The organism is Stenotrophomonas sp. KH_052 (assembly GCF_057838755.1).
The window spans coordinates 2,624,097-2,651,089 of the sequence record NZ_CM174475.1; the positions used below are offsets into that span (position 1 = coordinate 2,624,097).

Sequence of the window (26,993 nt, forward strand, 5' to 3'; positions counted from 1 at the left end):
TGCAGCACTGCCCCAGCGGCAGCGCCGTGCCCTCTGCCAGCCACTCCACAGCCCGCGTCGTCCTGCCCGTGCAGGTCATCGACGGCGCCGTGCTGGCCGATCGCACGACCCACCACGACGAGAACCGCCATGTCCCTCCCCGCCCGAACCCTGCCCCTCCCGCGCCGTACCGCGCTGTCCCTGGCCGCGCGCGCGGCATTGCTGCCTGCGCTGCTGATCGCCACTGCCGCCCACGCCGACGACGCGCCCGACGGCGCCCGCCAGCTGCCCACGGTTAACGTGCGCGCCGACAAGACCGCACCCACCGATGCCTATGCCGGTGGCCAGGTGACGCGTGGCAGCCGTGTCGGCCTGCTCGGCGACCTCGATTTCATGGACACCCCGTTCAACACCACCCGCTACACCGCCGAATTCATCGACAACATCCAGGCACCGGATCTGGTGCGGGTCATCGCACTGACCGACCCCAGCGTCTACAACAGCGGTTCCAGTGGCGGCATCACCGACTACTTCAACATCCGAGGCTTCGGCGTGGCCTCCTCGGACATCGGCTTCGGCGGCCTGTACGGGCTGATTCCCTACTACCGGGTCACCCCGGAACTGGCCGAGAACATCGAGGTGCTGAAGGGTCCGTCCGCGCTGCTCAACGGCATGCCGCCGGGCGGCTCGGTCGGCGGCAGCGTCAACCTTGTACCGAAGCGTGCCGGCGACACGCCGTTGACCCGCTTCACCGCCAGCTACGGCAGCGACGCGCAGTGGGGCGGTCATCTGGATATCGGCCGCCGCTTCGGCGCGGACAAGCAGTTCGGCGTGCGCCTCAATGCCGTGCATCGCGATGGCGACACCGCCACCGACCACCAGCAGCACAAGGCGCAGCTGGCATCGCTGGGCCTGGACTGGCGCGGCGAGCGCTCGCAGGTGTCGCTGGACCTGTTCAGCAGCCGCGACCACGTGGATGGCCTCAACCGTGGCGTCTCGCTGGCACCTGGCTTGGCCGTGCCACGCCCGCCCAAGGCCAGCACGCTGTTCGCACCGGACTGGACCTTCAGCACCGTCAAGGACTCGGCCGCCGCGCTACGTTGGTCGTTCGACATCAATGACCACCTGCAGGCACACGCCAGCTACGGCCACGGCCATACCGATTCCGATTCCGTCGCCAGCGGCACCACGCTGATCACCAACACCGCCGGCGACTTCCGCAACAACTTCGCCCACCAGCGTTTCATCTACAGCAAGGACACCGCCGAAGCCGGGCTGTCGGCACGCTTCCGCACCGGCCCGGTCGATCATGCACTGGCCATCAGCGCCGCCTGGTACCACCACGATTACAAGTTCGGCTTCCAACGCAACCTGCTCGCCCGCGACTGGGTGACCAATATCTACAACCCGCAGTGGGGCCCGGCCATCGACCGCAGCTTCAGCAATGCGTCGCTGCCGAAGACCGGCGAAGTCCGCACCACCAGTTTCGGTATCGCCGACACGCTGTCCTTCATCGATGACCGCGTGCAGCTGACCGTGGGCATCCGCCGCCAGACCGTGCTCAGCGACACCATCGACGGCAGCACCGGCAAGCGCACGTCGCGCTACGACACCAGCGCCAACACCCCGGCCGGCGCGCTGCTGTTCAAGGCCAGTGATCGCCTGTCGCTGTACGCCAACTACATCGAAGGGCTCAGCCAGGGCAGCACCGCCCCGGTCAGCGCAGCCAACGCCGGCGAAGTGTTCCCACCGTACAAGACCCGCCAGCGCGAGGTCGGCGCCAAGTTCGACTTCGGTCGCCTGGCCAGTGCGCTGAGCGTGTACGAGATCGAGAAGCCCGGTTCCTACACCGACCCGGCAACCAACGTGTTCTCGTTCGGCGGCCAGCAGCGCAACCGTGGCGTGGAATGGACCGTGTTCGGCCAGGCCACCGAACAGCTGCGCGTGCTGGGTGGCATCGGCTGGCTGCAGCCGAAGCTGACCCGTACCCAGGGCGGCATCAACGAGGGCCGGCTGGCGACGGCCACACCGCAATGGCAGGGCAAGCTGGGCGTCGAATGGGACGTCCCGACCTTGACCGGACTCACTCTCACCGGCAACGCGGTCAGCCTTTCCAAGGGCTACATCAATGCTGACAACAGCCAGTGGGTGGCTGGCCGCACCGTGTTCGATCTCGGTGCCCGCTATGCACTGCAGGCCGCCGGTCACCCGCTGGTGCTGCGCGCCACCGTGCAGAACCTCACCAACAAGGCGTACTGGGCCGGCAGCCTTGGCTCCGGGCTGGGCACGCCGCGCACCGCCCTGCTGTCGGCCACCGTCGATTTCTGATGCCTGATGCACGGGCGCCACGCCATCGCGCGTGGCGCCCCGGAGAACTGATGTGAGCGTTTCCCGTACCACCACCGTGCTGGCCTGGCTGCCGCTGGTCTCACGCATCCTCGCCGCGTTGTTCGGCGGCTATGTGCTGGCCGCGCTGTGCAGCATCGCCGCACTGGCGCTGCCCATCGATGGCCGCCAGGCCGTGTTCACCGGCATGCTGGCCAGCTTCCTGTTGTATGCCGGCGCCGTGGTCTGGGTGTTCGCGGTGCGATCGGCGTGGCGTGCGTGGCTGGGCCTGATCGTCGCCGCGCTTCCGCTGTGGCTGGTTGCACAGATGGTCGGCAACGGAGGCGGTGCATGAGCAAGGTCGAGCGCAGCCCGAAGCCACGCGGCATCCGCCAGACCATGTCCGACCTGCATATCTGGGTCGGGCTGCTGGCCGGCTGGATCCTGTACGCGATGTTCCTCACCGGCACCGCCAGCTACTTCCGCGACGAGCTCTCGCGCTATACCCGCCCGGAAATTGCCACGCCGTCTACATTGCCGGATGCCGCTATCGTCACGCAGCGCACCGTCGCCACGATCATGGCCGACACGCCTGCGGCCAGCCAGATCAACCTCAGCCTGCCGAGCACGCGCATGCCGTGGGTGTCGGCGATGTGGGCCAGCCCGGGTGGGCGTGGTCGGCATGGTTTCGACTCGGGCCTGTTCGATGCCAGCACCGGCGCGCCGCTGCAGGCACGTGACACCGGCGGCGGCGACTTCTTCTATGCCTTCCATTTCAACCTGCATTACATGCCTGCGATGTGGGGCCGCTGGATCGTCGGCCTGTGCGCGATGTTCATGCTGGTGGCGATCGTCAGCGGCGTGATCACCCACAAGAAGATCTTCGCCGACTTCTTCACCTTCCGTTGGGGCAAGGGCCAGCGCTCGTGGCTGGATGGTCACGCGGCGCTCTCGGTGCTCGGCCTGCCGTTCCACTTCATGATCACCTGGAGCGGGCTGGTGATGCTGGCGGTGCTGTACATGCCGTGGGGCCTGGCCAAGCTGCCGGACAAGCGCCAGCAGGCCGAGGTGGTCAGCGAGATGCGCCTGTTCCTGCCACCGCAGAAGGCCGCAGGCCAGCCTGCCCCGCTCATCGACGTCGGCGCGCTGGTGCAACAGGCCGAGCAGCGCTGGGGAACCGGATCGGTGGGCAGCGTGCAGGTGCAGAACCCCGGCGACCAGAACGCGCGCGTGGCCGTGGTACGTGCGCAGTCCAGCCGTGTTTCGACCACGCCGAACTATCTGCTGTTCGATGGCAGTGGCGGGCAGTTGCTGCAGGTCAAGGAGCACTCGGGCGTCGCCGCCGATACCCAGGGCGTGCTGTACGGCCTGCACCTGGGCCGCTTCGCCGATGCCGCCCTGCGCTGGCTGTACTTCATTGTCAGCCTGGCCGGCACCGCCATGGTCGGCACTGGGCTGGTGCTGTGGACGGTGAAGCGCCGTGCGCAGCTGCCCGATCCGCAGCGCCCCTACTTCGGCTTCCGCCTGGTCGAGCGTCTCAACATCGCCACCGTCGCCGGCCTGTCGGTGGCGATGACCGCCTACCTGTGGGCGAACCGCCTGCTGCCCGTTGCCATGGACGGTCGCGCGGCGTGGGAGGTGCATGTGTTCTTCCTGGCTTGGGCAGCCATGTTCGTGCACGCCACGCTGCGGACACCCAAGCGAGCGTGGATCGAACAGTTCCTGCTGGCGGCGTTGCTGCTTGCACTGCTGCCGGTGCTGACGGCGATGACTACGGCACATCCGTTGTGGCGCACGCTGGCCGCAGGCGATTGGGCGTTTGCCGGGACCGACCTGACCCTGCTGGGATTGGCCGCCCTGCACACGCTGCTGGCCTGGCGCACTTGGCGGCATGCACCAAAGGTGAAGCGCACACGGCCGTCTGCAGCGTCACGCAATGCGGTTTCCGAGGCCAGCGCATGATCCACGTCATTCTGTTCTTGCTGTCACTGGCCGCGTTCGGTTGTCTGGCGCTGGCGATGGAGCGCCATCAGCGGGACGTGTTGCGGCGTGTGTTGAGCACACAGGCGACCGAGAAGCTGCGCGCGGTCGGCTGGGCGCTGCTGGTATTCAGTGCCGTGTTCGCCATGCGCGGGCTGGGGGTGGGGTTTGGTCTGGCCGCGTTGTCCGGGCACACCAGCGTGGCCGCAGGTGTTGTGGTGGTGGCGATGGTGGCGCATGGGCGGCGAGATCGGTAGATGCCCACCTTGGTGGGCACCGGTGGAAGCCTGCGCCAACCAAGGTTGGCGACTACCGGGCCTGAGCGGTGTTGCTTTGGTAGATGCCCACCTTGGTGGGCGCCGGAGAAAGCGGCGCCAACCAAGGTTGGCGACTACCTGGACCGACAGGCGCCAATGCGCCGCTCGGGGCTACAGGAATGCTGCCATGCGCTGCAATTCGTCTTCCAACGCGCCGCGAAACACCTTGTCGCGGGCCAGCGACTTGCCGGCATAGCCCACGCTGGAAACCAATTCGCCCTCGCGTACGCTGAGATTGGCCCAGCCCACCACCTGGTCGTGCCACAGCATCGGCAGCGCGTAGTAACCGTATTGGCGTTTCGGCGCAGGCGTATACGCCTCGAACTTGTAGACCCAACCCCATAGCAACTCGAAGCGGCGGCGGTCCCACACCACCGGGTCGAATGGGGCCAGCAGGCGCACCTGCTCATCCGGTGCGTGGCGGCGCGAACGCGGGTTCTCATCGGCCGGCCAGTACCAGGTGGTGCCGTCCAGCGTGCAGCTGGCCAGCTGTTGCTTGGCCAGCATCAACGCCTGCCGGGTCTGTTCGGCCAGATGTGGTGCGCCATAGCCCAGCAGGCGCACCAGGTAGGTCAGGCTGGCCGATGGCAGCGGCGCGTACTTGCGCACCACCAGGTCGATCAGGGCGGCGGCGCGTTCAATCTGCGCCTGCTCGCTGGCATCCGCTTCTACGTGGTCGGCCACGGCGTAGATGCGGGTGCCGCTGTCGCGCCGCTGCACGCGCAGCAGGCCACGGTAATGCATGCCATCCAGCAGGTGCGTGCTGGCATTGCTGGTGCCGCCCCAGTAGTTGGTCACCCGCCCATGCGCGAACGCCTGATCAACCTCGCGCGGGTGCACGCTGCCGCGCTCGCGCACGAAGGCCAACACGTCCGCCGCGCGGCGCTGGGTCTCAGCGTCCCATTCGCGCTTGGACACGCGCGGATGCATCAGCGCCAGATGTTCGCGCGGCAGGAAGCCGTAGTTCACCAGGCAATCCTCTTCCACCGGCAGGCGCGCATAACGCCGCTCCAGATCACCGGCGCGGTAGTCCTTCACCCGGTGGCGCAGGGTCAGGTCCTGCGCGCGTGCCGGTGCGCGGATCGGGTCGGCCTGCACGAAGCCCAGGCGCCGGATCGCGGTCAGCAGCGTGGTGGGTTTGAACAGCGTGCGCGCCACCGCGTGGCGGCGCAGATCGTCAAGGGTGGGCGTGGCAGGCATGGCCGCATTGTATTCCCGTCGTTGCGTGGTCCGTCCAGTAGAGGCGGGCCGTGTCTGGCTCTGGGCGCCCCTTTTGTAGAGCCGAGCCATGCTCGGCTGCCCCAGGGGCCAAGCAGCCGAGCATGGCTCGGCTCTACAGCATCGGCATTACCGGCGACTCCGGATGCAGCGCCCCCTCATCATCCACCCAGCTGTAGCGGATGCTGCTCAGCGGACCCGCGAAGCCTTCCGGGAACGCCAGTGTGCGCGTTTCGCCCGGCGCCAGATAAAACTGATCAAGTGAACGTTCGCCACGGGCCGACACCAGCGTCATTTCGGCCACATTGAAATAATGTCGTGCCGCGTTGTGCAGCACCAAGCCGTCTGGGGCCTGGCGGATGCTCACCTGGGCGACGGGGTTCACCGGCGCGCCCAGGCCTTTGGGTCGGTAGAACACCTTCATCCGAAAACGAATGGCCACCTGCACCGCATTCTCGTCGGTTGCCGCTTCGCGCGGCGGCACATCCACCACGTTCAACCAGTACAGATGCTCGCGGTCGCCCTGAGGCGCCTGCGCGGGAAGACTGCGCACGCGCAGGATGTGCGACTGCCCGGGCTCCAGCCGAAACAGCGGCTTGTCCAGGATGAAAGGCGCCTTGGACGCTTCCGGCTTCTGCTCGAGATCGCCATCGGCAATCCAGGCCTGCAGGAGCGAAGCGCGCGCGCCTTCGTTCTTGAGCGGCACGCCCACCTCACGCTGCTCGGCCGGGTAAACCACCCGGGTTCCCAGCACGGAGACTTCCGCATGGGCCGGCGCACAGAACGCCAGCAGCGCTACCAACAGGAGATGCGGGAACGAGGGCTTCATGACTGCGCGGGCTCCGGGCCGTGGAAGGCGATCATGGGAAGGTCAAGCTGAAGACAAGGCCTGCATTGGCCACGCCCGGTGTAATAGTGGGTTCTGTCTGCTGGTAGCGCACACCGAAGGTCTTGCGCAGTACTTCCGCGTTGGACGACCCGTATCCAAATACATCCGAACCATAGAAGCGCATCGGTGAGCCATCTTCATTGAGAAATTGATAGGCCACACCCTTCACGCCACCAGTAGCTTCCGCCAGCCCCTGCGCACTGTTGAGTACAGGGGTTGTCGGTACCACCTGATAATCCACCTGGCCCACGCCGCCCTCGCAGTCCAACAGCAGCTCATAGCTGCGCTGCCCGGCATGGGTGCCAACGCCCTTGAACGCGGCCATTGAAAGCGTGGGCATCCGCACCTCCTGCGTCCGCATCCTGCAGCTGGGCCGGTCCTGGATCTGAAGTACGTTGGCCGCAATCTGGAGGTTCACCGACACAAGCAGCCTGTCGTTATAGTCAAGAATTCGCGATTGAACAATCATCCCGCCTGACGTACCAACGGTGCCACCTTTGATATCACCCGTACGGATGTACTTCATCATGATGCGCGTACCGAAGGTGTCGGTGCCACTGTCAGACTGGTAGAGGTCGACGTCACGATCGCCGAGCGCAAATGGTGTGCCGCGCCTGTCCCGGGAGTGCTCGACCAGGAACGCCATCCCCACCCCTTCCACACCCGTGGGGTACACCACGAACTGGGACCCACTTTCCGCATAGCGTAGACCAGGCAGGAAAGCGCCGGCACTCGTCGCCCAGTGTTTGATCCATTCGCTGCGATTACATTGGAAGTCACCCGTAGGCGCTCCGTTGTTGACCGCAAGCCAGGGCGTCAACGCCCCACCCACCTCCACGCCGCGGGCGCTGAACGTGACCTGCGCTGGGGGTGGCAAGGTGGTGCCCCCGCCTCCTTGCCAGCACGCAGCCTGGGCCAGCATGGGCGCGCACAACAGGGCGGACAGCAGCCACCACCTGCCACACGCGACGGTGCGGGAGCGCGACCTGCAAGTTGGAGTGAGCCCTGCCTGAGGCGTCATGGGTGTCATAGTGCACGACGGCTGGTTGAATACGGTGCTTATAGCCTAATCCGCCCTCGCCGACCATCACGCGCCCGCAAGGCGCGAGGCATGCATCCACTGGCTTCATCACCTGTAGAGCCAACGGCAACGGCAGACGCCGTTGCCGCGTCGCGCGCGACGGCCCGAAGGGTGCCGGCCAGGACCACCGGCATCGCCATGCTCGGCTTGTACCGGAGAGGAGCTATTCCGGCTGCAGCCGGAAGATGGCATGGCTGGTCAACGCCAAGGCGGCCAGCTTCAGTCCTTCCATCACGCGGTCGCCCACGTAGTGTTCCGGGCCGCCATTCTGGCGGGCGCGTTCCGCCGCCAGCAGAATCTCCTGCACGATGCGCAGGCCGGCCAATGCCCCATCGGCATCGGCCAGCGCCAAGCATCGCCCCGGCAGTTGATGGCGCTCGGGCCAGGGCTGGCCGTCGGCCGCCGCACCCAAACCAATCTGGTGCAGCAGGGCCATCAAGCTATTGGGGTCAGGCGTTGCGCTATCGACGTCATCGGCATTGGCCGGGGCGTACTGGGCGCGCAGCTGGGGAATATCCGTTGCGTTCATGGCAGGTCTCCGTGCAAGGCATACGGCACCGCCCCTTAACAAAGGTGGCGGACGGTACGTGTGTGGAAACCCGCGAGAGTGTGGTCGTACTCGGGTAGGCGCGCTTGCACGAGCCTGCACGTACCGTCCGCCATGGAACGCGAACGGATTGCCAGCCGGCGCCGCAGAAAGCGACGCCGGCTGGCAAGCGTATTCACCACTACTCTCGACGGGTTTCCACACCCGGCCACCCTTTTCCGGTGGCAACGCATCATGCGCACAGGAAGGCGACGGCCGACAAGCAATCGGCGCGTGCAGAGAGTGATGTCACGCAGGAGCGGAATTGTCGCATATCGACAATCAGCCCGTACTTTCAATATGTTGCGTCGTTGAATGCAGGCATCTATTCCCCCCGCACATGCAGGGCTCATTGCTCGACCGCAAGCGCCATTCGAGTCATCCGCCCTGCCGATGGCGACAAGCCGCCGGCAGCGCAACGCTTAGAACCGATGCTGCAAACCCAGCGTGACCGAACCGATATCCAGCTCACCGCGACTGGGCCCCGCCCGGTAGCTGCCATGGCTCAGGCCCTCCAGATCCAGCCGCAGCGCGGTGGCATCGTTGAACCAGTAGCGCGCGCCCATGCCCAAGCCCAGGTTCCACTGGTTCAGGGTCACGCGGTAGGGCTTGAGGCTGCCCTCGGTCCAGTGGCTGCGTTCGTTGCCCAGCGATACCTTGCCGACCAGCTCGAAGCGGTCGCCCAGCGGCAGGATGCCCACAACACCGGCACGCGCACCGTAGCTGCCTACCTTGCCGAGACCCTGCAGGTCCGCTTTACCCAGCGTTGAATGCCCTTCCACCTCCATGGCCAGGTGCCGATTCCAGCGGTAGCCGGCACCGGCTTGAAGGCTGCTCACGATGTCACTGCGCTCGAAGGATTTGCCCTCGTACGACAGGTCTCCATTCGGGACGGTGGCACCGATGCCACCGAAGGCGTACAGGCCCTCTCGGTCAGCAGCCTGCGTAGTGAAAGACGCGTTGGTCATCGCCGCCAGTGAGATGAGAACGGGAGGAAGGTGCTTTTTGATCATATAATGCGATACCTGTGTAGGTGGAGATGCCAGAATCGGCGTACTTCACCGGCAGGGGCATAGAACAAGTACCAATCAATCTCACTACGGTGTCCGGATATCACTGCGATTAATGTTGAAGCCTCCGAAAGCAATTGGGAAACAGGACAGACTCACATCCCACACTCCAGCAGTTCGGCAATTGCTCCCTGTCAAAGGGGAGAGCCTGTATCGACCTGCCTCGTCACGGGGTGCAGCGCGCCATTGTCATCCAACCAGCTGAAGCGAACCTCCATTACGCCCACACCTACCCCATCCGGAAGTGCAATGGCTGCCTCACCAAAGGGCGGAGCAAAAGGATTATTCAGCTCATACTGTTTGCCGCCAGCAACGATCGAAACCCTTCCAAGATTCAAATAGTAAGCGGTACTGTTACTAACAACGAGGAAGCCATTCCCGTGGCCCCTGCGCACGGACAGTGTCACCCCCTGCATCCGATCTGCAGGCGGCGGTGGTAAGGTTGGCGGGCGGAAAAGCAGTTTATAGCGACTGCGGACGGCGAGTTCCAGCTTGTTCTCCGACGACTCGGCACTCGGAGGGATGGCCAGGACGTTGAGCCAGTAAAGATGCTCCTTGGCATCCGTTGGCGCCCTGGCTGAGATCTGCCTGATGCGGAGATTCGCGTCCTTGGCCGGCTGCAGGCGGAGGACAGGCGGCGCCAGAACGAAGGGAGCACCGGACTGCTCTGGAAGCTGGTCGGCATCATCGTCGGAAACCCAGGTCTGAACCAGCACAGGACTTGCCGAAACGTTCTTGAGCGGAACCACCACCTCCGCCTGCTTTCCCGGATACACCACACGCGTTCCGGGCATGCTCACCTGGGCCCAACATACCGACGTGAATGCCCCGCCCAGCAGCAGGATGCATGTGCCTACCAACCGACGCCAGCATCCCCAAATATGCAAACGGGCAACGTTCAATTCCGCAATTGTGTGCACTAGAAGCCTCCAGATTCAAGGAGAGCGGCGCTAGCTCCATCCCACTCCCACAACCCGCCAAGGGCCGGGGCCCACCGAGTTCGTGGTGGCCCGGTGGATACCCTGCGCGCTCTGATCGCGAGCCCCTGCTACGGGTAGTCGACCCGATAGCGAACCTGTGCATCCGCACGGCCCGTTTCCAGCAGCGATCCATCGCTTTCGGTACGAATATAGCGTGCCTTGAATGCCGCGGTGCGCCGCCCATCGGCAGCACTGTTACCGAACGGATAGGCCTTCCCAATCTCGACCACACTTCCGGACTCACTCAGCAATTGAAGCCCGAAACCAACCGCGCCGCCGGTTGTGCTGATTATGCCTTTCTCTTTGTCCACCACGGGCGATACGGGCTCCAGATAGTAGTTCACGCGCCCGGCATCGACCTCGCACTCCATATCCACTGAATAGTTTACGGGAGGGGTGCCGTCACCTACTTTTTCGAAGTCGGCAAAGAACGCAATGCCCATGTTGACGGTCTTCGACTGCACATGACAAAGCGGGCGATGCTCCACAACTACCGAGAATGAGCCCAATGTATGCTCCTCGGTCTGGACTACTCGGCCACTGCTGGTGGTCACCAGTTGCATCTTCAGGAGCCGCCACGCGGGAAAGGTCTTATCGCCGGGCACCGTGGCAGCGAGCTTTATGAATCTGATGCTCAATCGCTGGTCCAAATACACATCGTCGCCGTATCCGGTCCGACCATTAACCCAATGGGTGCGGCCGGTCCGGAGCCCTGCCGGCCAGCCGGAGGGGTCACCAGCAGTATGCGGATGAAAGCGAACCACGACACCGATGCCCGCCATCGGCGTCGAGTAAACGCCATATGTTGTCCCGCCCTCTGTGTAGGTGCCAATCTCAGGAGACGTACCTTCGTATAGGAAGTGCTCGCTCCAGCTACCAGGGCCACACGCCGCTACGCCGTGTGTTTCCGACACAATCCACGGTGTCAGTGCTTCGCCAACGTCTGCGGCGTTACCCACAATTCTGACTGCCGTGATTGCCTGGAATTCTTTTGGATAGAGGGAGCAGACTGCTGCGGCCTCGCCGGCCGCTCCTAACCCCACCATGGCCAGAGCCAGTGTCAGCGGCGCGCGCTGAATCCAGTTGCTTCCGATCATCGTCTTTTCCTCTCGTTCAATGCGCCGCCGCGACAGACGCAAAAGCCTGACACTGCGTTTCGATTAGTTCGCCTGCTTCAGTGCTGGCCAGGTTGTAGGCAATGCGGCATTGCTGCTCGCCGCGATCACCATGCCGCACCAGCAATTCACCCTGCTCCTCAATGCCACGCACCCACAGGCGACTGCCCTGTCCAACAACGCCAACAACGGACCCATCCGCAGTGGTTACATCGTTGCCGAACGGCAATGGCGAACCATCGGGAAGCAGCGCCTCAATCAACGCATTGCGGCCCTGTTCGGTCGGCAACACCATCTTTACGATGGCCCCTGCATTGGGGATGGCCGTTATCGAGGCAGCACTCAGTTCGATGTCCATCGGCAACCCGGTGGGATCGACGTTGATTTCGTTCCTCCGGAAAGGACTCATGTACGGCATCACGGCATAACCGCGCCGATCGGTCTTGACACCGTTCATATGACCAACGGCAACACCCTTGGCTCCTGGGATGTGTACCAGGCCCGGAGTCTCACCCAGTCGCTGCGACAGCGTCAGCCCATTGCGGTGCAACATCAATCCACCAGTTGCACCGAGCGACAGCTGACGCGAGGCGCGCGCCTGGTTGTAGGATCCGGTCACTTGAACCGACGGGAACTGATAGTAGGCACCCCCACCGAAGCTGTTGCTCTTGTTGTCACGGCTTACGTATCCGTTGTAACCACCCAGATGGCTCTCGCCCATTGCGCCGGAGACGCCCAGCCTTTGGCCGCTCGAACCTCCGCTCTCGCGACTCGCACTGGCATCCAGCCGCGGCGCTGCTGGCGCCTTGCCCAGCGGCATGCTGTAGCCCACGTAGATGCTATTGCTGGCCTTGCTCGGGCCATCATCGAACAGCGACGACTCGAGGGTGCGGCGCGCCGTAAGGGTCAGGCTGCCCGGACCCAAACGGTTGCTGTAGCCCAACGAGAAGCTGGTCTGGCGCCGGCTGTCGCCCCAGAAATCGGTACTGCCGCCATTGAAATACAAAGAGCCACCGTGATCACCCAGCCGCTGGTTGACCGTCAGGTCCACGCGGCTGCGCTGCCTGACAAGCCCCCTACCGCCATGGTCCGCCTTCAACTGGGAGCCCAGGCGCATGGCATCGCTCAGCGTCAGGAAGTCGCTGGTCGAGTAGCGGTAAGCCGCCATGGTGATGTTCGTATTGTTGGAGAACAACGCTTTGTTGAACGCCACCCGATAGGACTGTCCTCGCAGGCGCTCGGCAGCCGAATCCCCATTGCCTGGCAGCCGTGCGTCGCTCAGAGTCACGTCGCCGGAAATGGCACCAATACGTGTGTTCCACGCTGCACCCACCACCGCCGAGGTGTAGCCCTCGGCAATCGTGAGGCCTGCATAGCCTGTGAGTTGATTGCCGAGACCGCGCCGCAGCGTCGCCTCCGCAAAGCGGGGCTTCTCCGACCAGGTGTCATCCAGCAACTCGCCCGCCGTAACGCTGTAGCGGCTCTGGCCGGGGCGCAGCAGTTCTGGCATGGCCGTGTAGGGAATCATGAAGCGTTCCACGCGGCCATCGGCCTCAGTGATCTCGACTTCGATATCGCCGCTCGAGCCAATCGCATGGAAATCGTCGATGACGAACGGGCCAGGCGCGACCATAGATTCATGGACCACCTGCTCGCGCTGGCGAATGGTGACGCGCGCGTTTGTCTGAGCTACACCCCGAACGACCGGCGCATACTCGCGCTGCGAGTCCGGCAACATGCGAGGGTCGGTTTGCAGGTTCACGCCGCGGTAATTCACAGGCGCCAGCATGTCGCCCGCCGTGGAGCCATCCCCCAGCGTCAACTGTGCACCCAATGACGGAAGATTCCGACGCAACTGGGTGGTGCCCACCGTGTAGCGGGTTCCATCCACATCAGTATGCTGAAGGTAGCCACTGTGGCGCACGCGCCATTCACCCAGGTTGATGCCGGCCTCCAGGGTCGCGCTGGTACGGTTGTACTCGCGATCCTGGTTGCGTTGACGGCTATGGCTGACACTGTAGTTGAGCGTTGCGGCCGCGATCCCCGCCTCCCACTGCGACGGGTCAACCCAGCCGCGCGGATTGCGCGCCAGGTACGCCTGCGGAATGCTGATGGAGAGCGACATCTCGCCCACATCGAAATCACTGCTCGCGCCAGGTACATAGCTGGACAGCGGTGCGCAAGTCTCACCGGTGGGTAGCGGTTGAATGCCTTCATTGGCAGTGTCGCCAGACGCACGTGCAACCTCAAGGCGATCCACGTTAAGCCCCATCAGTTCGAACAGGCCCGGATCTAGGCAGAGCCCGACCTCCCCCTGTTCATCTGCGCGAGCAACAATATCGCGCCGCCCAACGATGGCACCATTGATAAGAACGTCTACGTTGTAGGCACCCGGCAGAAGGCTGCCTTGTTCGAAGCGGCTGAGATCGATCTGGGAACCTGCGGAGCCAAACAGAAAGTCAGCATTGAACTCGACGTTCGGCGCTGCCAGTGCTGCGGAGGGTAGCAGGGCGGCTACGACTGCCGTTGCCAGGAGCCGCCGGTTCGAGGTGTTGTGCGAGCGCAGACGATTCATGGCGATCTTCCAGTCGATGAGCAAAGCGCTGCCGACCATGCTCGAGGCACAGGTTGGCGACGCGGCGAATTGGGATACTGCTTGCGGCTTTAGGGGCTTTCCACCGGCTTGGTGTGCTCGCTTGGCGAGCCATACTCGGTGACGAACTTCAAACGGACCTCGGCTTTGCCAACGGGACCGCTGAACCCTGGCACCTCAAACGGCGAGTGCTGAGTGGCGCGATGAGGTTCACGCCCGGGACTTCGATGCTGCGTCCTTCCACAAGCAGCGTTGCCTTCACGGCGTTCGCATGGAACGGGCTGTCGTTGCGAGCGCTCAGCACCCAGCGCCCTTCCTGCTTTGCAAGTGACCATTGCAGTTGGCTGATGACCCCGGTGGAGGCCTGGCCCTTTAGAGACTCCGGGCGATAGAACAGCTTGAAGCGATTGCGGACGGCAAGCTGAATCTGCGCAGAGGCTTCCGAGCTGACCGCCGGGGTATCGAAGACATTCAACCAGAACACGCTTTCACGATCCTGCGGTAGGGTTCCACCGGTGTAGCGGATACGGATGAGCTGCTTCTTGTTGCCGTCGATACGCATCAACGGCGGCATTGCAACAAACGGAGCCTTTGAAGCATCAGGGCCTGCATCAACGTCAAATTCATCGACCCAGACCTGAGCCAGAGACGCCGCATCGCCATGGTTCTTGACGCGAACCGAGATGTCCTTGCTGCCCTGCGGATAGATCACACGATTGCCTTCCAGCACCAGGCGTGCATGGGCAGGTGCCGCTGTCATCAGTACCGAAACGGTCAAGCTGCAGAACAGTGCGGAGCGGATGGAGCGCATCATGTCTATTTCCTCCTGCCGGAGCCGGAGCGCTTTTGCGCTCCGGCTGCGGGATCACTGGTTGATGACGTCGAACACCAGCTGACCGGTATACTTGCCGCCGGTAGCATCACCACCACCCTGAACCAGGTAGCGGGCAACAAATTCGTAATCGAATTCGTCGCTCACCTTCGAGGCCTCCAGTCGGTCGGTCTGCAGGTTCACCGCACTTTCCGCAAGGCCAATCTTGCGGTGCAACTGGACCACAACGTTCGATGCCGGATCACTAGCATCACCCGAGCCGTCGGTATGGGTATTGATGATGTGACCGTTGGCATTGATGCCGGACTTGCGGACAATCAAGTTGGTGGTGTCGCCGTCGCACTTCGGCGCGTCCGAGCCGACACCTGCCTTGAGCACGACGTGGAAGCGCTGGCTGCCGGCCGCTGCGTCGGCCTTCAGGGCGTCGGCGGTGATCGGAGTAAGCGTGATGGTGGTGCTGTTGCCACCACCGCCGATGTCCACAGCGCAGGTATCGGCAGCAATCTGGCCCACGAAGTTGATGGTGCCGGTTGCGGCCGACGCCGAAGCGGCTGCACCCAGCGAGAGCGCGGCGGACAATGCAATTGCAAGCTTGTTCATGTTTCTAAAGTCCTATCAGGAGTGGTTGTTTGCGTTCAAGCCGCGCGTTGCTGGGCTTGAGCGAAGGGCATTCCCTTCGAGAGGAAATGCTACGTACACCGCGATTCGGCAGGCATAGGACAACGACGAGTTTTGAACCCGCCTGCCGAGTCGCGGCTGTTCGTTCAGAACGCCCAGCGGGCACCCACGTGGATCTCGCTGGAGGCCAGGTCCAGGCGCATCTTTTCGTCCTGCAGGCTGCGGGCATTGCCGAAGGCGTTCCAGCCGCTTTCAGTGCTGCCCATATCGACGTAGCGGTAGCCCAGATCCAGCGTCAGCTGCTGGCTGGCGGCATACGAAACACCTGCGCCCAGCGACCACGCCAGGCCCGTGCGGGTGGCGCTGTCGTAACGGCGGCTTTCGTTGCCCTGCCAGCCACCCGAGGTGATGCGAGCGAGGCCAGCGCCGGCGCTGCCGTACAGGGTCCAGCCCTGTGCCAGGGTCAGGTCGCGGTAGACATTGAGCATCAACCGCTGCGAGCTGACATCGTGATTGTTGAAGCTGGTGGCGAAGATGCTGGAGCCGCTGGTGTAGGTGTCGCTGCGGCGCAGAGTGTATTCGCCTTCGGTACGCCAGCCGTTGCCGTGCGCATAGCCGAAGCCGACGGCGCCGGTGACAAAACGCTGGCGCTCGTCGCCGGCCACGAAACGGCCGATGCCCGGGCGGGCGCTGGCGTCCATGTTATTGGCGCGGTGGTCGGCCGCGATGATGCGGGCGGTGGCGTAGTGGCCGGCGGTGGTTTCGGCGTGGGACAGCTGCGGCAGGCAGCAGATACCCGCCGACAACAGAGCGGTAGCAAGGTGCTTCATGGGATTTTCCTTGGTGTTAATGCAGAAGCCACACGTGGCACGGGAGAATTCACCCGTGCCACGTGTGGGGGCGCGACTTACTGGCGCCAGGTGCGCGCTGCGGCGTCGTAGCGGAACGTGATGCCGTTCGCCGGCAGGCTGATGGCAGTGCTCAGGTTGCTGTGATCCGGCTGCAGTCGGGTGAAGTGATCGCCCGACGGATTGCTGAGGGTGTAGACATCGCCCTCTACGGCGGTGGCAGGCAGACGCAACATCGACGGCGTGGTGAGATCCTCCGCCGCACTGCCAACCACCACGTCCATCACGCGCGCGGTCGGTTCCGGCAGGTCAACCTGCGAGGGCTGGATACGCGCGTAGGCAGCGCGTGCGTGCCATGCACTGTCCATGTCATTGAAGATGTAGGCGCAGGTCCGCGTGGACGGGCACGTCGTGCGCTTGCCGCCACTGCGGATCTCAACGTCGTTCGTATTGGTGTTGACGAAGGTCAGTTGCGCAAGCTTGGGCGCCCATTCCGGAAGATTGACGCGAGTGATGGTCTTCGACATGGACGGGAACACGTCCGTCAGAACATGCTCCGACATCGGAACCGTCGCTTCACCCTCTTGGTGGAGGGTCAGAAAGCGTGCAGTTTCTCCGCCGAGCATGTGCCAACGCTGATAGTTGCTGGACCAGCGCAGTTGGACGTTGGTCCCCGCATTGATCGTCAGATCAAGCAGATCAGCGTGGGTGGTCTTGCTTGTATCCAGCGTGGAGGTCCAGGCCGCGCGCGAGCTCAACTCGACCACATCACCCTGGCGCGGGTGCTCCGGGAGCTTCAGTTCGCCGGCCCAGTCGCCATCAATCAGATCAAAATACAGCTTGCTGTAACCCGACGGCATTGCACCGCTGTCACCGTTGGAGCTCGGGGTGAGGCGGATTTCCGTGGCCGAAGCAGCCGCCGGGGCCAGGCACACCAGCAACGCGGCCAACAGGGAATTGCGACGCGAATTCTTCATAAGACAGCTCTCTCTCAGAAAGGGATGACCGGCATGCGCTGCACTGCCTGTGCAACTGCATCCCGGCCCGGCCACGATGGCCGAACCCATTCCTTCAAGCTGTCTGACTCGTCCTAATTTTCACGCGGATTTCACCTGCTCGCTGGCGCGTTTCCAGACCAATCCCTCAGGCCTTTTTCACGGGCAACTGCAACCACGCGCTTTCGTGATCTTCTCCACACGCGCACGGTTGGGCAACCGTGCCTTCCCAGTCCAGCCGCAACCGTCGTCGTTGCGTGGGCGATGCATACAGGTACTCGTTGAGCAGCGCCATGAACCGCTTCTGCCCGTGGGGCGACAGCTGGCTGAAGCTGCACATCAACGAGGCAATGCGGACATCGAGTAAAGGGGGCACGGCGGCTCCATGCGAGGAAGCAAACGGTACCTCCACCCTAGTTTCCTCAGCCGGTGTTTCCATCGGACGATGTCGGATTGCGGCCGTGTCATCCACCATGACCCCCGTCAGGAACGCCACGCGCCACCTGTGACGCCGACACCAGGCCCTGCGCCAGCGCGTAGTCGAAGATTTCACTGGTGCGCTCCAGCCCCAGCTTGCGCATGGCCGAGTGCTTCTGCGTGCTGACGGTCTGCCGGCTGCGCTTGAGCTGTTCGGCAATCTCCTTCTGGCTCATGCCCTGCGCGATCATCCGCAGCACTTCGATCTCGCGCTTGGTCAGCGCCACGTCCTGGGTTTTCTCCAGCTGCTGCACGATGCTGCCGGACAGGTAGCCATCGTGGCGATGGGCGGCCTGGATGGCGCGGGTCAACTCGGCAATGGGGTCGATCTTGCCAACGATGCAGTTCACGCCGGTGCGGCCGATGCCGGCCAGCACCTGCGCACCGGAGATGCTGGTCAGCACCACCAGCGGCAGCTTCGGGAAGCGGCGGCGCAGGAAGCCGAGCATGGCCACCCCATCACCGTAATCGCCCCCCGGCATCGAGAAGTCGGTCACGGCCACGTCCACCGAGTGCTTGCTGAGCGCCTCGACCAATGCCGTAGAATCGCCGGCGGTATCGATGATGTCGATGCTTGGCTCGGACGCGAGCGACTCACGCACGCCGGCCAGGATGACGGGATGGTCATCGGCAATGACGATACGGATTTTCATGGCATGATCTCCTTGTTGTTCTTCATAGCGGTACCGGCACCGGCTGCAGGTGCCCTGCACTTCCCCGCCTTCTTCGGACCCCTGCCTTGATGACCCAGTTGGCCATTCGCGTTGCCCTTGCCGACGATCACCCGGTGATCCGCCTTGGCGTGCAGAGCGCGCTGCATGAGGCGCCAGCCATCCAGTGCATCGGCGCGGTGGCCGACTCCACCGAGCTGGTCGCGCTGCTTGAGCGCGAACCTTGTGATGTACTGGTAACCGACTACGCGATGCCGGGCGGTGCGTTCGGCGATGGCCTGGAACTGCTGAGCTATCTGACGCTGCGCTTCCCGGCCCTGCGCATCGTGGTGATGACCGGAATGGATCAACCCGGGCTGATCCACAAGCTCGACGCCAGCGGTGCATCCGGCATCGTCAGCAAGGCCGACGATCTTTCGCAGGTACAGGCAGCGGTGATGGCGGTGTACGCGCACCGCCGCTACCACTCGCCAGCGGTGGTGGAACTGCTGCGGCGCAAGGAGCAGCGCCGGGTCACGGTGCTGTCGCCCAAGGAAGTAGAGGTGGTGAGGCTGTTCCTGGAAGGGCTGAGCATCACCGAGATTGCCGCCCGCCTGGACCGCAAGAAGCAGACCGTCAGCACGCAGAAGGTCAATGCCATGCGCAAGCTGGGCGTGGAACGCGATGCCGAGCTGTTCTCGTTCGCTGCGGATCTGGGGCTGAAAGCGGACAATCCGCAGCGCTGATCGGGCGCGCACCACGCACGTCACGATTCCTGCTCCAGTTCGTGCCGGTAGTCATCCAGGCGTGCCTGCAATGCCGCCTGCAGTGCATCCAGTTGTGATGCCGGAACGGCCTGGCCCTCACGCAGGGACTGTTCCACCTCGCCGCAGCGTTCGCCAAGTGCCTGCTCGCCCAGCATCTGCAACACGCCCTTGAAGGCATGCACTCTATCCAACAGCCGCGGCATGTCGTTCCCGGCACGCGCGGCGGCCATCACCTGCAGATCCTTGTCGCCGGTTTCCACGAACAGGCGACGGATGGCGGCGGGAACCTTGCGTGGCGTGCTGTTTGTTTCCACAACCGGTGGCGGCGCAACGACCGCCTTGCCAACCTTGCCCAGCCCGGCTTCCAGCCGGTCCAGGTTGAGCGGCTTCAGCAGCAGATCATCGATGCCGGCGGCCAGGCAGCGCTCGCGCTCACTGGCCAGCGCCGTGGCGGTGATGGCCAGGATCGGCAGTGACTGCCCGCGCTGGCGAAGCGCGCGCGCCAATGCGTAGCCATCCATCACCGGCATGTTGATGTCGGTCAGCACCGCTGTGTAGGTGTCGTCCTGCCACAGCGCGAGTGCAGCGGCACCGTCTTCGGCGGCTTCCACGTCGTAACCCAGTTCCTCCAGCTGCTGCTGGATCAATTCACGGTTGACCGCGTTGTCCTCCACCAGCAATACACGCCCACGCGACTGCGCCACGGGTGCACGCTCGGGAGGCGCCACCGCGGCGGGCGCACCCTCACTGCTGCCGATGGCCGCCAGCAGGGCGTCGCTGGCGTAGCAGGTCACCTCGGTACGGTCGTCACGGGACTCGGGGATCAGCGGGCCTTGTGCGTGGGCGAATACGGTGCACCGATGCGAGGCAGCCAGCTGTTGTTCCTCTTCCGGGCTCCATGGCCGGTGGTCACCTACGATCAACAGTACCTCGCCGCTGGCGTCGGTCTGCGGTGCCGCCAGCAGCAGGGGCTCGGCACCCCACGCCAACAGCAAGCGCTCGACTTCACTGCGCCATTCCGGGGTGGACGACAGCACGGTGATGCGCTGGCCGCGCAGCGGCTGCGCGGGCGGGTTTGTTGCCAGCTGCAGGCGCACCGGCAGCCGCAGGGTGAAGCTGCTGCCCACGCCCTCGGTGCTCTCCACCGAAACCTGGCCGCCCATGGCCTGCGCCAGCTGCTGGCACAGCGCCAGGCCGAGGCCACTGCCGCCGTAGCGACGCGAGACGCTGGCATCGGCCTGCTGGAACGGCTGGAACAGCTGCTCCGCCTGTTGCGGGCTCATGCCGATGCCGGAGTCGATCACCTGCACGCACAGTTGCGCGCCCTTGCCGTCCACCTGCTGCAGCTCGGCGCGCAGGATAATGCGGCCCGATGCGGTGAACTTCACCGCGTTGCTGACCAGGTTGTTGAGGATCTGGCGGATGCGGTGCGCATCGCCGATGCAGTCCTGGCACAGCGGGGCTTCCACGGCGAAGAACAGGCGCACGCCTTTGCGCAACGCGTCGGGTGCGTACAGCAGTGCCACGCCTTCGATAAGAGGACGCAGTGCGAACGGTGCCGGCTCCACGTCCAGCTGTCCGGCTTCGATCTTGGAGAAGTCCAGCACGTCGCTGATGATCCGCATCAGCGCATCGGCCGAGAAGCGGATGCGGTCCAGCCGCTCGCGCTGGCCCGGCTGCAGCGGCGAACGCGCCAGCAGTTCCAGATGGCCCAGTACACCGTTGAGCGGCGTGCGGATCTCGTGGCTCATGGTCGCCACGAAGGCGGACTTTGCGCGGGTTGCAGCTTCGGCGGCCTGGCGTGCGGCCTCGGCATCCTCGCGGGCACGGCGCAGCGTGTCTTCCAGTTCCACCTGCGCGGTGACGTCACGCAATGCGCAGACCCAAACGGCCTGATCGTGGTAGGTGGCCAGCGCCATGCTGATCTGCAGCTGGGTGTCAGTGCTCCCCTCCGCGGGCGACCATTGCAGCTCCAGTGCCTCGTCACCGTGGCTGCTCCGCCCCAGTTCGGCCAGGCGCGCGTACAGCGGTGCGGTTGCGATGCTGCCCTCCTCGGCCTCGTCGCCCACCAGCTGGCGTGCGGTGTCGTTCTGCAGCAAGGGCCTGCCACCATCGCGGGCCAGCAGCGCCAGGCCAATCGGCGCGGTGCCGATGATGGCGCGGCTGAGCGCTTCACTCTCATACACGCGCGATGCATCGGCCAGCGCCGGCGTGAACACGCGCCGATCGATGCGCAGCAGCAGCCACCACAGCAGGCCAATGATCAGCAGTGCGCTGAGGCTGCGCGCCAGCAGATACGGGCCCTGCGCTTTCCAGATGTCTGACCAGTCGTAGACATGGTTGAGGGTCCAGTCCACGCCGGGCAGGCTGCAACTGAGGATGAAACGCCCCTGCGCGTAGTGCCGGGAGGGCTTGGAGCCGGCGCGCGCCGGCAGGGTCTGCAGCAGCAGGTCCTGTTCCTGGCTGGTCAATCCGCCGCTGCTGAGCACCACCTCATGCTGGGCCGAGAGCACCAGGTAGCGGCCTTCTTCGCGGGCCTCCAGACGGTTCTTGATGTTGTCCACCGACTCGAACACCACACGTCGGAAGTAAGGTGTGGTGCCCTCGGCCATGGTCACCACACCCACCAGCGACGACTGGCCGGTGAGCGGATTGACGGCGAAGCGGGACAGCAACCGGCCCTCGCGGGATGCGGCGCGGATCGGGCCGGGACGCGGCAACACCTTGCGCACCTCCGGCTCGTCGCGCAGCAGGCGGGCAAAGGCCTGCTGGCGGGTGGCCACGCCGAGGGTCTGCAGCAGCTGCGCCTCGTCGCGGACATTGGAGACGGCCAACAGGCGTCCCTGTGGCTCGTAGGCGAACATCGCCACCGGGCCCGGCGCATCCTGCGAGGTGATCGAATCGGCGGTGTAGGCCGAATAGATATCGATCATGCCGAGGTAGGCCTTCAGCTCCTCGGGCGGCAATGGATTGTCACGCGCACCCAGCACCAGCCACGGCACCGCGGTACGGCCTTCCGCCCTCACTACCACTTCCTCGCCTTGGGCATGGAAGCGTTCGGCCAGCGGGGTGCCGACCGCCGTCAGCGCAGGGCGCTGGTCGCGCCACAGCACGTCGTTGCCGTTGACCGAGGTGGCATAGGCGCGGTCGCGCTGGTACAGGAAGTAATCGAGCGCCGCGCGGGCTTCCAGGAACGACTGGCGTTCGCGGGCGTGGAACTCTTCCACGTCGGCTATTGAGCTGACGATGGCCGCCAGCAGCACCAGCGCCGTTATCAATGCCCCTCCCCCGAACAGCAGGCGGCGACGCAGCCGGCGCAGATCGTCCAGGCGCGCGGCGGCGGCGCCGCCCGCGCCCTGGGCTGCTTCAGTGCCTGCCATGACCGTGATCCTGAGGTGGGTACTCATGCAATTTATCCGATTGCGCCAGTAGCTGGCGCATTTGGCATAGCTGGGGCCAGTGCCAGCACAACGGCCTGGCAAAGGGCTTCGCTGGCGTAGCAGGACACCACGTGGCCCCCGTCCTGCGCCTGCGGCCGCAAGGGACCCTCACGACAGGCCTGTATCCAGGGCTGGCCCGTGCGTCGTGCCCAATGGACATCGTCCGCTGACGCTTCGAACAGCACCCACGCTGCCCCCGGTGATGACTCCGGCGCCTGGCCCTGGACCAACTGCACCTGCGCCCCCCATCCGCGCAACCGCCGCTCCAGTTCACCCCGCCACGGGCCCGGCGCTGCCAGCAGGTTGATCCGCCGCCCGGCCAGCGGCAGCGGCACCGGAATGGCAATCGAGGTCAGCAACGGCACGTCGACCACGAAGCGACTGCCCACGCCCGGGGTGCTTTCCACCCAGATGCGCCCGCCCATGCGCTCGCACAGCTGCTGGCACAGCGCCAGGCCGAGTCCTGAGCCACCGAAACGCGAGACGATGCTGGGCCCGGCCTGCACGAAGGGCTGGAACAGGCGTTCGCATTCTTCCGGGCTGAGGCCGATGCCGGAGTCGGTGGTTTCAACCCGCAGGACACCACCCTCCTCTTCGCGCAGGTACGACACGCGCAGCTGCACCCGCCCGGACGCGGTGAACTTCAGCGCGTTGCTGGTGAGGTTGCGCAGAACGCGTTCAATGGCGGCCATTGGCGCAACCGCAGCCGCCGGTACGTCAGCGTCCACCACGCAGTCCAGCTGCAGGCCCTTGGCCTGTGCCATCGGCGCGTACAGCACGGCAACACGTTCCAGCAGCGCGGACGGCGCAAAGCGCTCCGGTGTCAGCGTCCATTGCCCGGATTCAATGCGCGACAGGTCCAGCACATCGGTGATGATGTCCATCAGTGAATCGGCGGACTGCCGCAACCGCAGCACGCGCTCCGCGGGCTCGGCCTGCAACGGCGTGCGTGCGAGCAGGTCGAGGTGGCCGATGATGCCGTGCAGCGGGGTGCGGATCTCATGGCTCATTGCTGCCACGAAATTCGATTTGGCCCGGCTGCACGCCTCTGCCGCCGCCGTGCGGGCGCGCTCGGCCTCGATCTCGCGCATGTCGCGGCTGATGTCCTCCACCATCAGCAGCACCCCGCCGGGCCAGGCATCGCCTCCCGAATGGATGTGGGTGCGATGGAACAGGCGCTGCCGGGAATCGCTGGCCAACGCGAGGTCGCCCACCACTTCCACGGCGCCGTGGCGGAGATCGGCCTGCATCATCGCTTCGCGCAGGTGCGGCATCAGCCGTGAACCAGCGGCACGATCCATGCGCTGAAGCGGACCATTCCAGTCCTGCACGTGGCCGGTACCGGCTTCGAGCAGGGCCACGCCCACCGGAACGTGTTCCAGCAGCAGGCGCAGGCGCCGATCGCGGGCATAGATGGCCTTCACCTGCCGGAGGGCTGGCGTGTACATGCGCCGGTGCAGCCACAACAACAGGAGCCACAGCAACGCCAGTGCAGCCAACAAGCAGCCAACGCCGCTGAGCAGCATCGGCGCGATGCCGCGCAGGATGTCGGTCCAGCTGTAGGTTTCCACCAGCGTCCAGGGCGTGCCTGCCACGGCCAGTGCGAGCGTGAAGCGTCCGTTGTGGAAGCGCGCACGGGTGGCGTCGCCCAGCAGCACCCAATCGACATCGGCACGCGGTGGCGATGCGCGGGCGTCGTCCGGGTTCGAGGCCAGCACCTGCAGCCCATCGCGATCCAGCAGGGCCAGGTGGCCCTGGCTGTTGCGGCGGAGCAGCGCCTGCAGCTGCGCCATCGGTTCGTAGGCGACGAACGTAGCAATGGGTTTGGCGCCCGCGCTGGCCTGGAACACCGACACCAGCGATGACTCGCCGCTGATCGGGTGGCGGCCAAAGGTCCGGCGTGGCGTGTCGCTGCGCTCCACGCTTTCCAGCAGCGGCACCTGGTCGTGGCTTGAGGCCGGCGACAGCAGCTGTGCCGGTGCGCGCAGATGCTCGAACACCTCGCGACGCGAACTGGCCGCCAGCGCGCTGATCAGGTTGCGCTCGGTCAGTCCCTTGTCCAGCGACAGATACTGGCCACTGGGGTCGAAAAAGTAAGACGCGCTGGTCGGCTCACCCTCATCCGCGCTGCGGCTCAGGCGCTGGATGAGCGACACGGCGGTGGTGAGCTGCAGATAGCGCTGCAGGTCCTGTGGCCGCCACTGCGTGGTCTCCAGGCCCAGCACCATCTGCGGGCGGCTGCTGTCATCGGCGACCACGACCAGGCGTTGCCCGCCCTCCAGGTAGGCGCGGCGCAGGCTCTCGGCGCTGGCCTCGCCGAGCTGGATGTTGCGGTCCCAGGCGTACTCGACCATGTCCGCCATGCGCCCATAGCTGGCGTCCTGGCGGGCCAGCTGGATCTGCAGCGCGGTATGGGCGCGGCGGAAGTCGGCGATGCGCCGTGCCTCGTAGCCATTGACCTGGACCACGATGAGCGTGATCAGCACGCTCAACGACAGCAGGCTGAGTACCACGCCGCAGGCCACCATCAGCCGCCGTGGGTACTGCCTCAGCGCCTGCAGCTCACCCGCGCCCGATACGTCCGGATCGGCACCGGAGTGCAGGCGGCGCAGGGACTCTGCAATGGAGGGAGAGGCGGAGGGCATGGCATCGAGCCGGCGCCGGCGGCGCGATGTGAAGGACATGGGAACGCCAGCATGCGTGGCGGCAGCGAGCGCCGATGTAGGACAAGGTCGAAAAAGGCGTCCATGCATGACGCATTTGCCCGTACAGACAGTTCTGTCCACATTTCGATCTTGTCCGGTTTCTGCGCGGCTTCAGGCTGGGGAGGCTGTACGCATTCCCAATCGACGAGGACATCGCGATGAAGCCTGCATGGAACGGTGAACGGCTGTGGGCGCTGCGCCTGATGGCTCGCCACGCCCTGCATCGTGCGAGCGTGCAGATCGGCGCGGCACTGCTGCCCATGCTGACGGCCCAGGCATCAACTCGCCTTGCCGAAGGGGCCTTTGCCACGCTCGGCCCGTTGCTTCACGCAGAGCGCCATGGCCGCGCCTTCCACACCCTGCAGCGACTGGGCCACGCCCCGTCGACCGCCGCCGAGTTGAGCGCCCGCTTCCTCGCCGGGCACTGGCTTCGCAAGGTCCATGTGCACCACCTGCAGTCGCTGCCCTTCCCCGCCCTGCAGCACCTGCTCCGGGGAATGGCCTGGCGTGACCCAGGCGCGCTATGGCCCTCTGCCGCAGGACGCCGGCGGGTGGTCTGCCTGCTCCCCAGCGGCAATATCGAACTGGCAATGGCGGCACTGCTGGACCGTCCGGGCGCACCCGCGCACTACTTCATCAACGCGCTTCACCATGAAGATTCCCCCATGCACCGCACGCTTCTGGCGCTGCAGCGTCAGGGCCATCGCCTGGACATCGGCCGACCTTCGCGCTGCGGCCAGGCATGGAGGAAGCTGCGGCGCGGGGCCACGGTGGTGACCGTGCTGGACCCCTGTCCCTGGCGCCAGACCGGAAACGCCACGGAGCCCCAGCCGCTGCGCCTGGCAAGGCTGGCGCAGGTGCCTGTGCTGCTGCTTGGACATCGTTGCGATGGTAGCGCCGCGGGCAGGCTGCACGTACTGGGCGAGTACAGCGCCGAGTCCATCGCCAATGGCGCCACGGCGCTGTATGCCAGCGCGCATGCGTTCCTGGCCGCAGCGCCGCATGACTGGCGCGATCTGGACCGGTAGATGCCGCCTTCGGCCGCAGCAGGTTGTCATCTGCTGCGGCCGATCCACTCAGGCGACGATCAGCGCCACATTGATGTTGTTGCGGGTGGCGTGCGAGTACGGGCAGACGATGTGCGCCTTGCGCACCAGCTCCTCGGCCTGCGCGGTGGGCACGCCGGGCATCGAGATGGTCAAGGCCACGTCGATGGCGAAACCGGTGCTGACCGCACCAATGCCGACACGGCCGGTCACCGAGGTGTTGTCAGCAATGGTGATGTTCTCCTGGCCGGCCACGTACTTCAGCGCACCGAGGAAACAGGCGGAGTAGCCGGCGGCGAACAGCTGCTCCGGGTTGGTACCGGTGCCGCCGGTGCCGCCCAGTTCGGCCGGAGTGGACAGGGCGATGTCCAGGGCCTTGTCGGACGAGGTGGCGCGGCCTTCGCGGCCGCCGACAGCGGTGGCCTGGGCCGAGTACAGGATCGATTCGATGCTCATGGAACACTCCGGTGGGTTGTTTGAGT

Annotated in this window: 23 protein-coding genes; 6 read left to right on the forward strand and 17 right to left on the reverse strand. The window is 65.0% G+C overall.

All coding sequences use genetic code 11. The features are described 5' to 3' along the window. Nucleotides 1-129 precede the first annotated feature (129 nt). Genes AC3ITW_RS12120 through AC3ITW_RS12135 form a run of 4 tightly spaced genes read left to right on the forward strand, consistent with a single transcriptional unit; the run spans nt 130 to nt 4,541 of the window. Entirely contained in the window at nt 130-2,307 is a 2,178-nt protein-coding gene (locus tag AC3ITW_RS12120; protein ID WP_489389538.1) for a TonB-dependent receptor, read from the forward strand. 52 nt (nt 2,308-2,359) lie between these two features. Beyond that, nucleotides 2,360-2,659 carry a DUF3649 domain-containing protein gene (locus AC3ITW_RS12125; RefSeq protein WP_153675739.1) on the forward strand — a complete coding sequence of 100 codons (300 nt, stop codon included), beginning with the start codon at nt 2,360-2,362 and terminating at the stop codon, nt 2,657-2,659. Then, a complete protein-coding gene (locus tag AC3ITW_RS12130) occupies nt 2,656-4,266 on the forward strand; it encodes a PepSY-associated TM helix domain-containing protein (RefSeq protein ID WP_153675741.1) in 1,611 nt (536 codons plus the stop codon). Before AC3ITW_RS12125 ends, AC3ITW_RS12130 begins: the two co-directional genes overlap by 4 nt. Continuing rightward, nucleotides 4,263-4,541: a DUF3325 domain-containing protein gene (locus AC3ITW_RS12135; protein WP_100468623.1), complete on the forward strand. Its 279-nt coding sequence runs from the start codon at nt 4,263-4,265 to the stop codon at nt 4,539-4,541. The genes AC3ITW_RS12130 and AC3ITW_RS12135 overlap by 4 nt, the downstream gene beginning before the upstream one ends. Before the next feature lie 171 nt (nt 4,542-4,712). On the opposite strand, the gene AC3ITW_RS12140 is transcribed toward AC3ITW_RS12135, so the two are convergent. The 14 genes from AC3ITW_RS12140 to AC3ITW_RS12205 all read right to left on the reverse strand — a co-directional run bounded on the left by AC3ITW_RS12140 (nt 4,713) and on the right by AC3ITW_RS12205 (nt 18,556). Continuing rightward, a complete protein-coding gene (locus AC3ITW_RS12140; protein WP_489389539.1) occupies nt 4,713-5,801 on the reverse strand; it encodes a DNA glycosylase AlkZ-like family protein in 1,089 nt (362 codons plus the stop codon). 133 nt (nt 5,802-5,934) lie between these two features. Then, a complete protein-coding gene (locus tag AC3ITW_RS12145) occupies nt 5,935-6,648 on the reverse strand; it encodes a fimbrial biogenesis chaperone (RefSeq protein ID WP_489389540.1) in 714 nt (237 codons plus the stop codon). Between the two features lie 31 nt (nt 6,649-6,679). After that, nucleotides 6,680-7,354, reverse strand: a complete 675-nt coding sequence (locus AC3ITW_RS12150) for a fimbrial protein (protein ID WP_489389541.1) — start codon at nt 7,352-7,354, stop codon at nt 6,680-6,682. 598 nt (nt 7,355-7,952) lie between these two features. After that, nucleotides 7,953-8,318: a hypothetical protein gene (locus AC3ITW_RS12155; protein ID WP_100468629.1), complete on the reverse strand. Its 366-nt coding sequence runs from the start codon at nt 8,316-8,318 to the stop codon at nt 7,953-7,955. A gap of 479 nt (nt 8,319-8,797) precedes the next feature. After that, entirely contained in the window at nt 8,798-9,343 is a 546-nt protein-coding gene (locus tag AC3ITW_RS12160) for an outer membrane beta-barrel protein (protein WP_489389542.1), read from the reverse strand. 236 nt (nt 9,344-9,579) lie between these two features. Continuing rightward, a complete protein-coding gene (locus AC3ITW_RS12165) occupies nt 9,580-10,239 on the reverse strand; it encodes a fimbrial biogenesis chaperone (protein WP_489389543.1) in 660 nt (219 codons plus the stop codon). Between the two features lie 254 nt (nt 10,240-10,493). Continuing rightward, nucleotides 10,494-11,522, reverse strand: coding sequence for a fimbrial protein (locus AC3ITW_RS12170; protein ID WP_489389544.1), 1,029 nt, complete (start codon nt 11,520-11,522; stop codon nt 10,494-10,496). A gap of 16 nt (nt 11,523-11,538) precedes the next feature. Continuing rightward, complete coding sequence (locus AC3ITW_RS12175; protein ID WP_489389545.1) at nt 11,539-14,115, reverse strand: fimbria/pilus outer membrane usher protein; 2,577 nt, start codon at nt 14,113-14,115, stop codon at nt 11,539-11,541. Nucleotides 14,116-14,263: 148 nt separating this feature from the next. Further along, complete coding sequence (locus AC3ITW_RS12180) at nt 14,264-14,947, reverse strand: fimbrial biogenesis chaperone (protein WP_489389546.1); 684 nt, start codon at nt 14,945-14,947, stop codon at nt 14,264-14,266. A gap of 51 nt (nt 14,948-14,998) precedes the next feature. Beyond that, complete coding sequence (locus AC3ITW_RS12185; RefSeq protein WP_489389547.1) at nt 14,999-15,565, reverse strand: hypothetical protein; 567 nt, start codon at nt 15,563-15,565, stop codon at nt 14,999-15,001. A gap of 164 nt (nt 15,566-15,729) precedes the next feature. Further along, nucleotides 15,730-16,413 carry an outer membrane protein gene (locus AC3ITW_RS12190; protein WP_448123041.1) on the reverse strand — a complete coding sequence of 228 codons (684 nt, stop codon included), beginning with the start codon at nt 16,411-16,413 and terminating at the stop codon, nt 15,730-15,732. A 77-nt stretch (nt 16,414-16,490) separates the two neighbouring features. Next, nucleotides 16,491-17,381, reverse strand: a complete 891-nt coding sequence (locus AC3ITW_RS12195) for a hypothetical protein (RefSeq protein WP_489389548.1) — start codon at nt 17,379-17,381, stop codon at nt 16,491-16,493. A 193-nt stretch (nt 17,382-17,574) separates the two neighbouring features. Then, nucleotides 17,575-17,721, reverse strand: a complete 147-nt coding sequence (locus AC3ITW_RS12200) for a hypothetical protein (RefSeq protein ID WP_157806622.1) — start codon at nt 17,719-17,721, stop codon at nt 17,575-17,577. Between the two features lie 169 nt (nt 17,722-17,890). Continuing rightward, the gene (locus tag AC3ITW_RS12205) at nt 17,891-18,556 is read right to left on the reverse strand and encodes a LuxR C-terminal-related transcriptional regulator (RefSeq protein ID WP_100468653.1); all 666 of its coding nucleotides are present in this window, start codon (nt 18,554-18,556) and stop codon (nt 17,891-17,893) included. An 89-nt stretch (nt 18,557-18,645) separates the two neighbouring features. On the opposite strand from AC3ITW_RS12205, the gene AC3ITW_RS12210 reads away from it, so the two are divergent. Further along, nucleotides 18,646-19,299, forward strand: a complete 654-nt coding sequence (locus AC3ITW_RS12210) for a response regulator (RefSeq protein WP_100468655.1) — start codon at nt 18,646-18,648, stop codon at nt 19,297-19,299. Between the two features lie 20 nt (nt 19,300-19,319). Here the strand turns inward: AC3ITW_RS12210 and AC3ITW_RS12215 are convergent, their stop codons facing one another. Together AC3ITW_RS12215 and AC3ITW_RS12220 are read right to left on the reverse strand one after the other, a co-directional pair. Further along, complete coding sequence (locus tag AC3ITW_RS12215) at nt 19,320-22,700, reverse strand: hybrid sensor histidine kinase/response regulator (protein WP_489389549.1); 3,381 nt, start codon at nt 22,698-22,700, stop codon at nt 19,320-19,322. Nucleotides 22,701-22,732: 32 nt separating this feature from the next. Continuing rightward, complete coding sequence (locus tag AC3ITW_RS12220; protein ID WP_489389550.1) at nt 22,733-25,444, reverse strand: ATP-binding protein; 2,712 nt, start codon at nt 25,442-25,444, stop codon at nt 22,733-22,735. A gap of 179 nt (nt 25,445-25,623) precedes the next feature. Here AC3ITW_RS12220 and AC3ITW_RS12225 point away from each other — a divergent pair, with 179 nt between their 5' ends. Continuing rightward, nucleotides 25,624-26,493, forward strand: coding sequence for a hypothetical protein (locus tag AC3ITW_RS12225; RefSeq protein ID WP_489389551.1), 870 nt, complete (start codon nt 25,624-25,626; stop codon nt 26,491-26,493). 48 nt (nt 26,494-26,541) lie between these two features. Here the strand turns inward: AC3ITW_RS12225 and AC3ITW_RS12230 are convergent, their stop codons facing one another. Continuing rightward, nucleotides 26,542-26,967 carry an organic hydroperoxide resistance protein gene (locus tag AC3ITW_RS12230; RefSeq protein ID WP_100468661.1) on the reverse strand — a complete coding sequence of 142 codons (426 nt, stop codon included), beginning with the start codon at nt 26,965-26,967 and terminating at the stop codon, nt 26,542-26,544. Nucleotides 26,968-26,993: the final 26 nt, after the last annotated feature.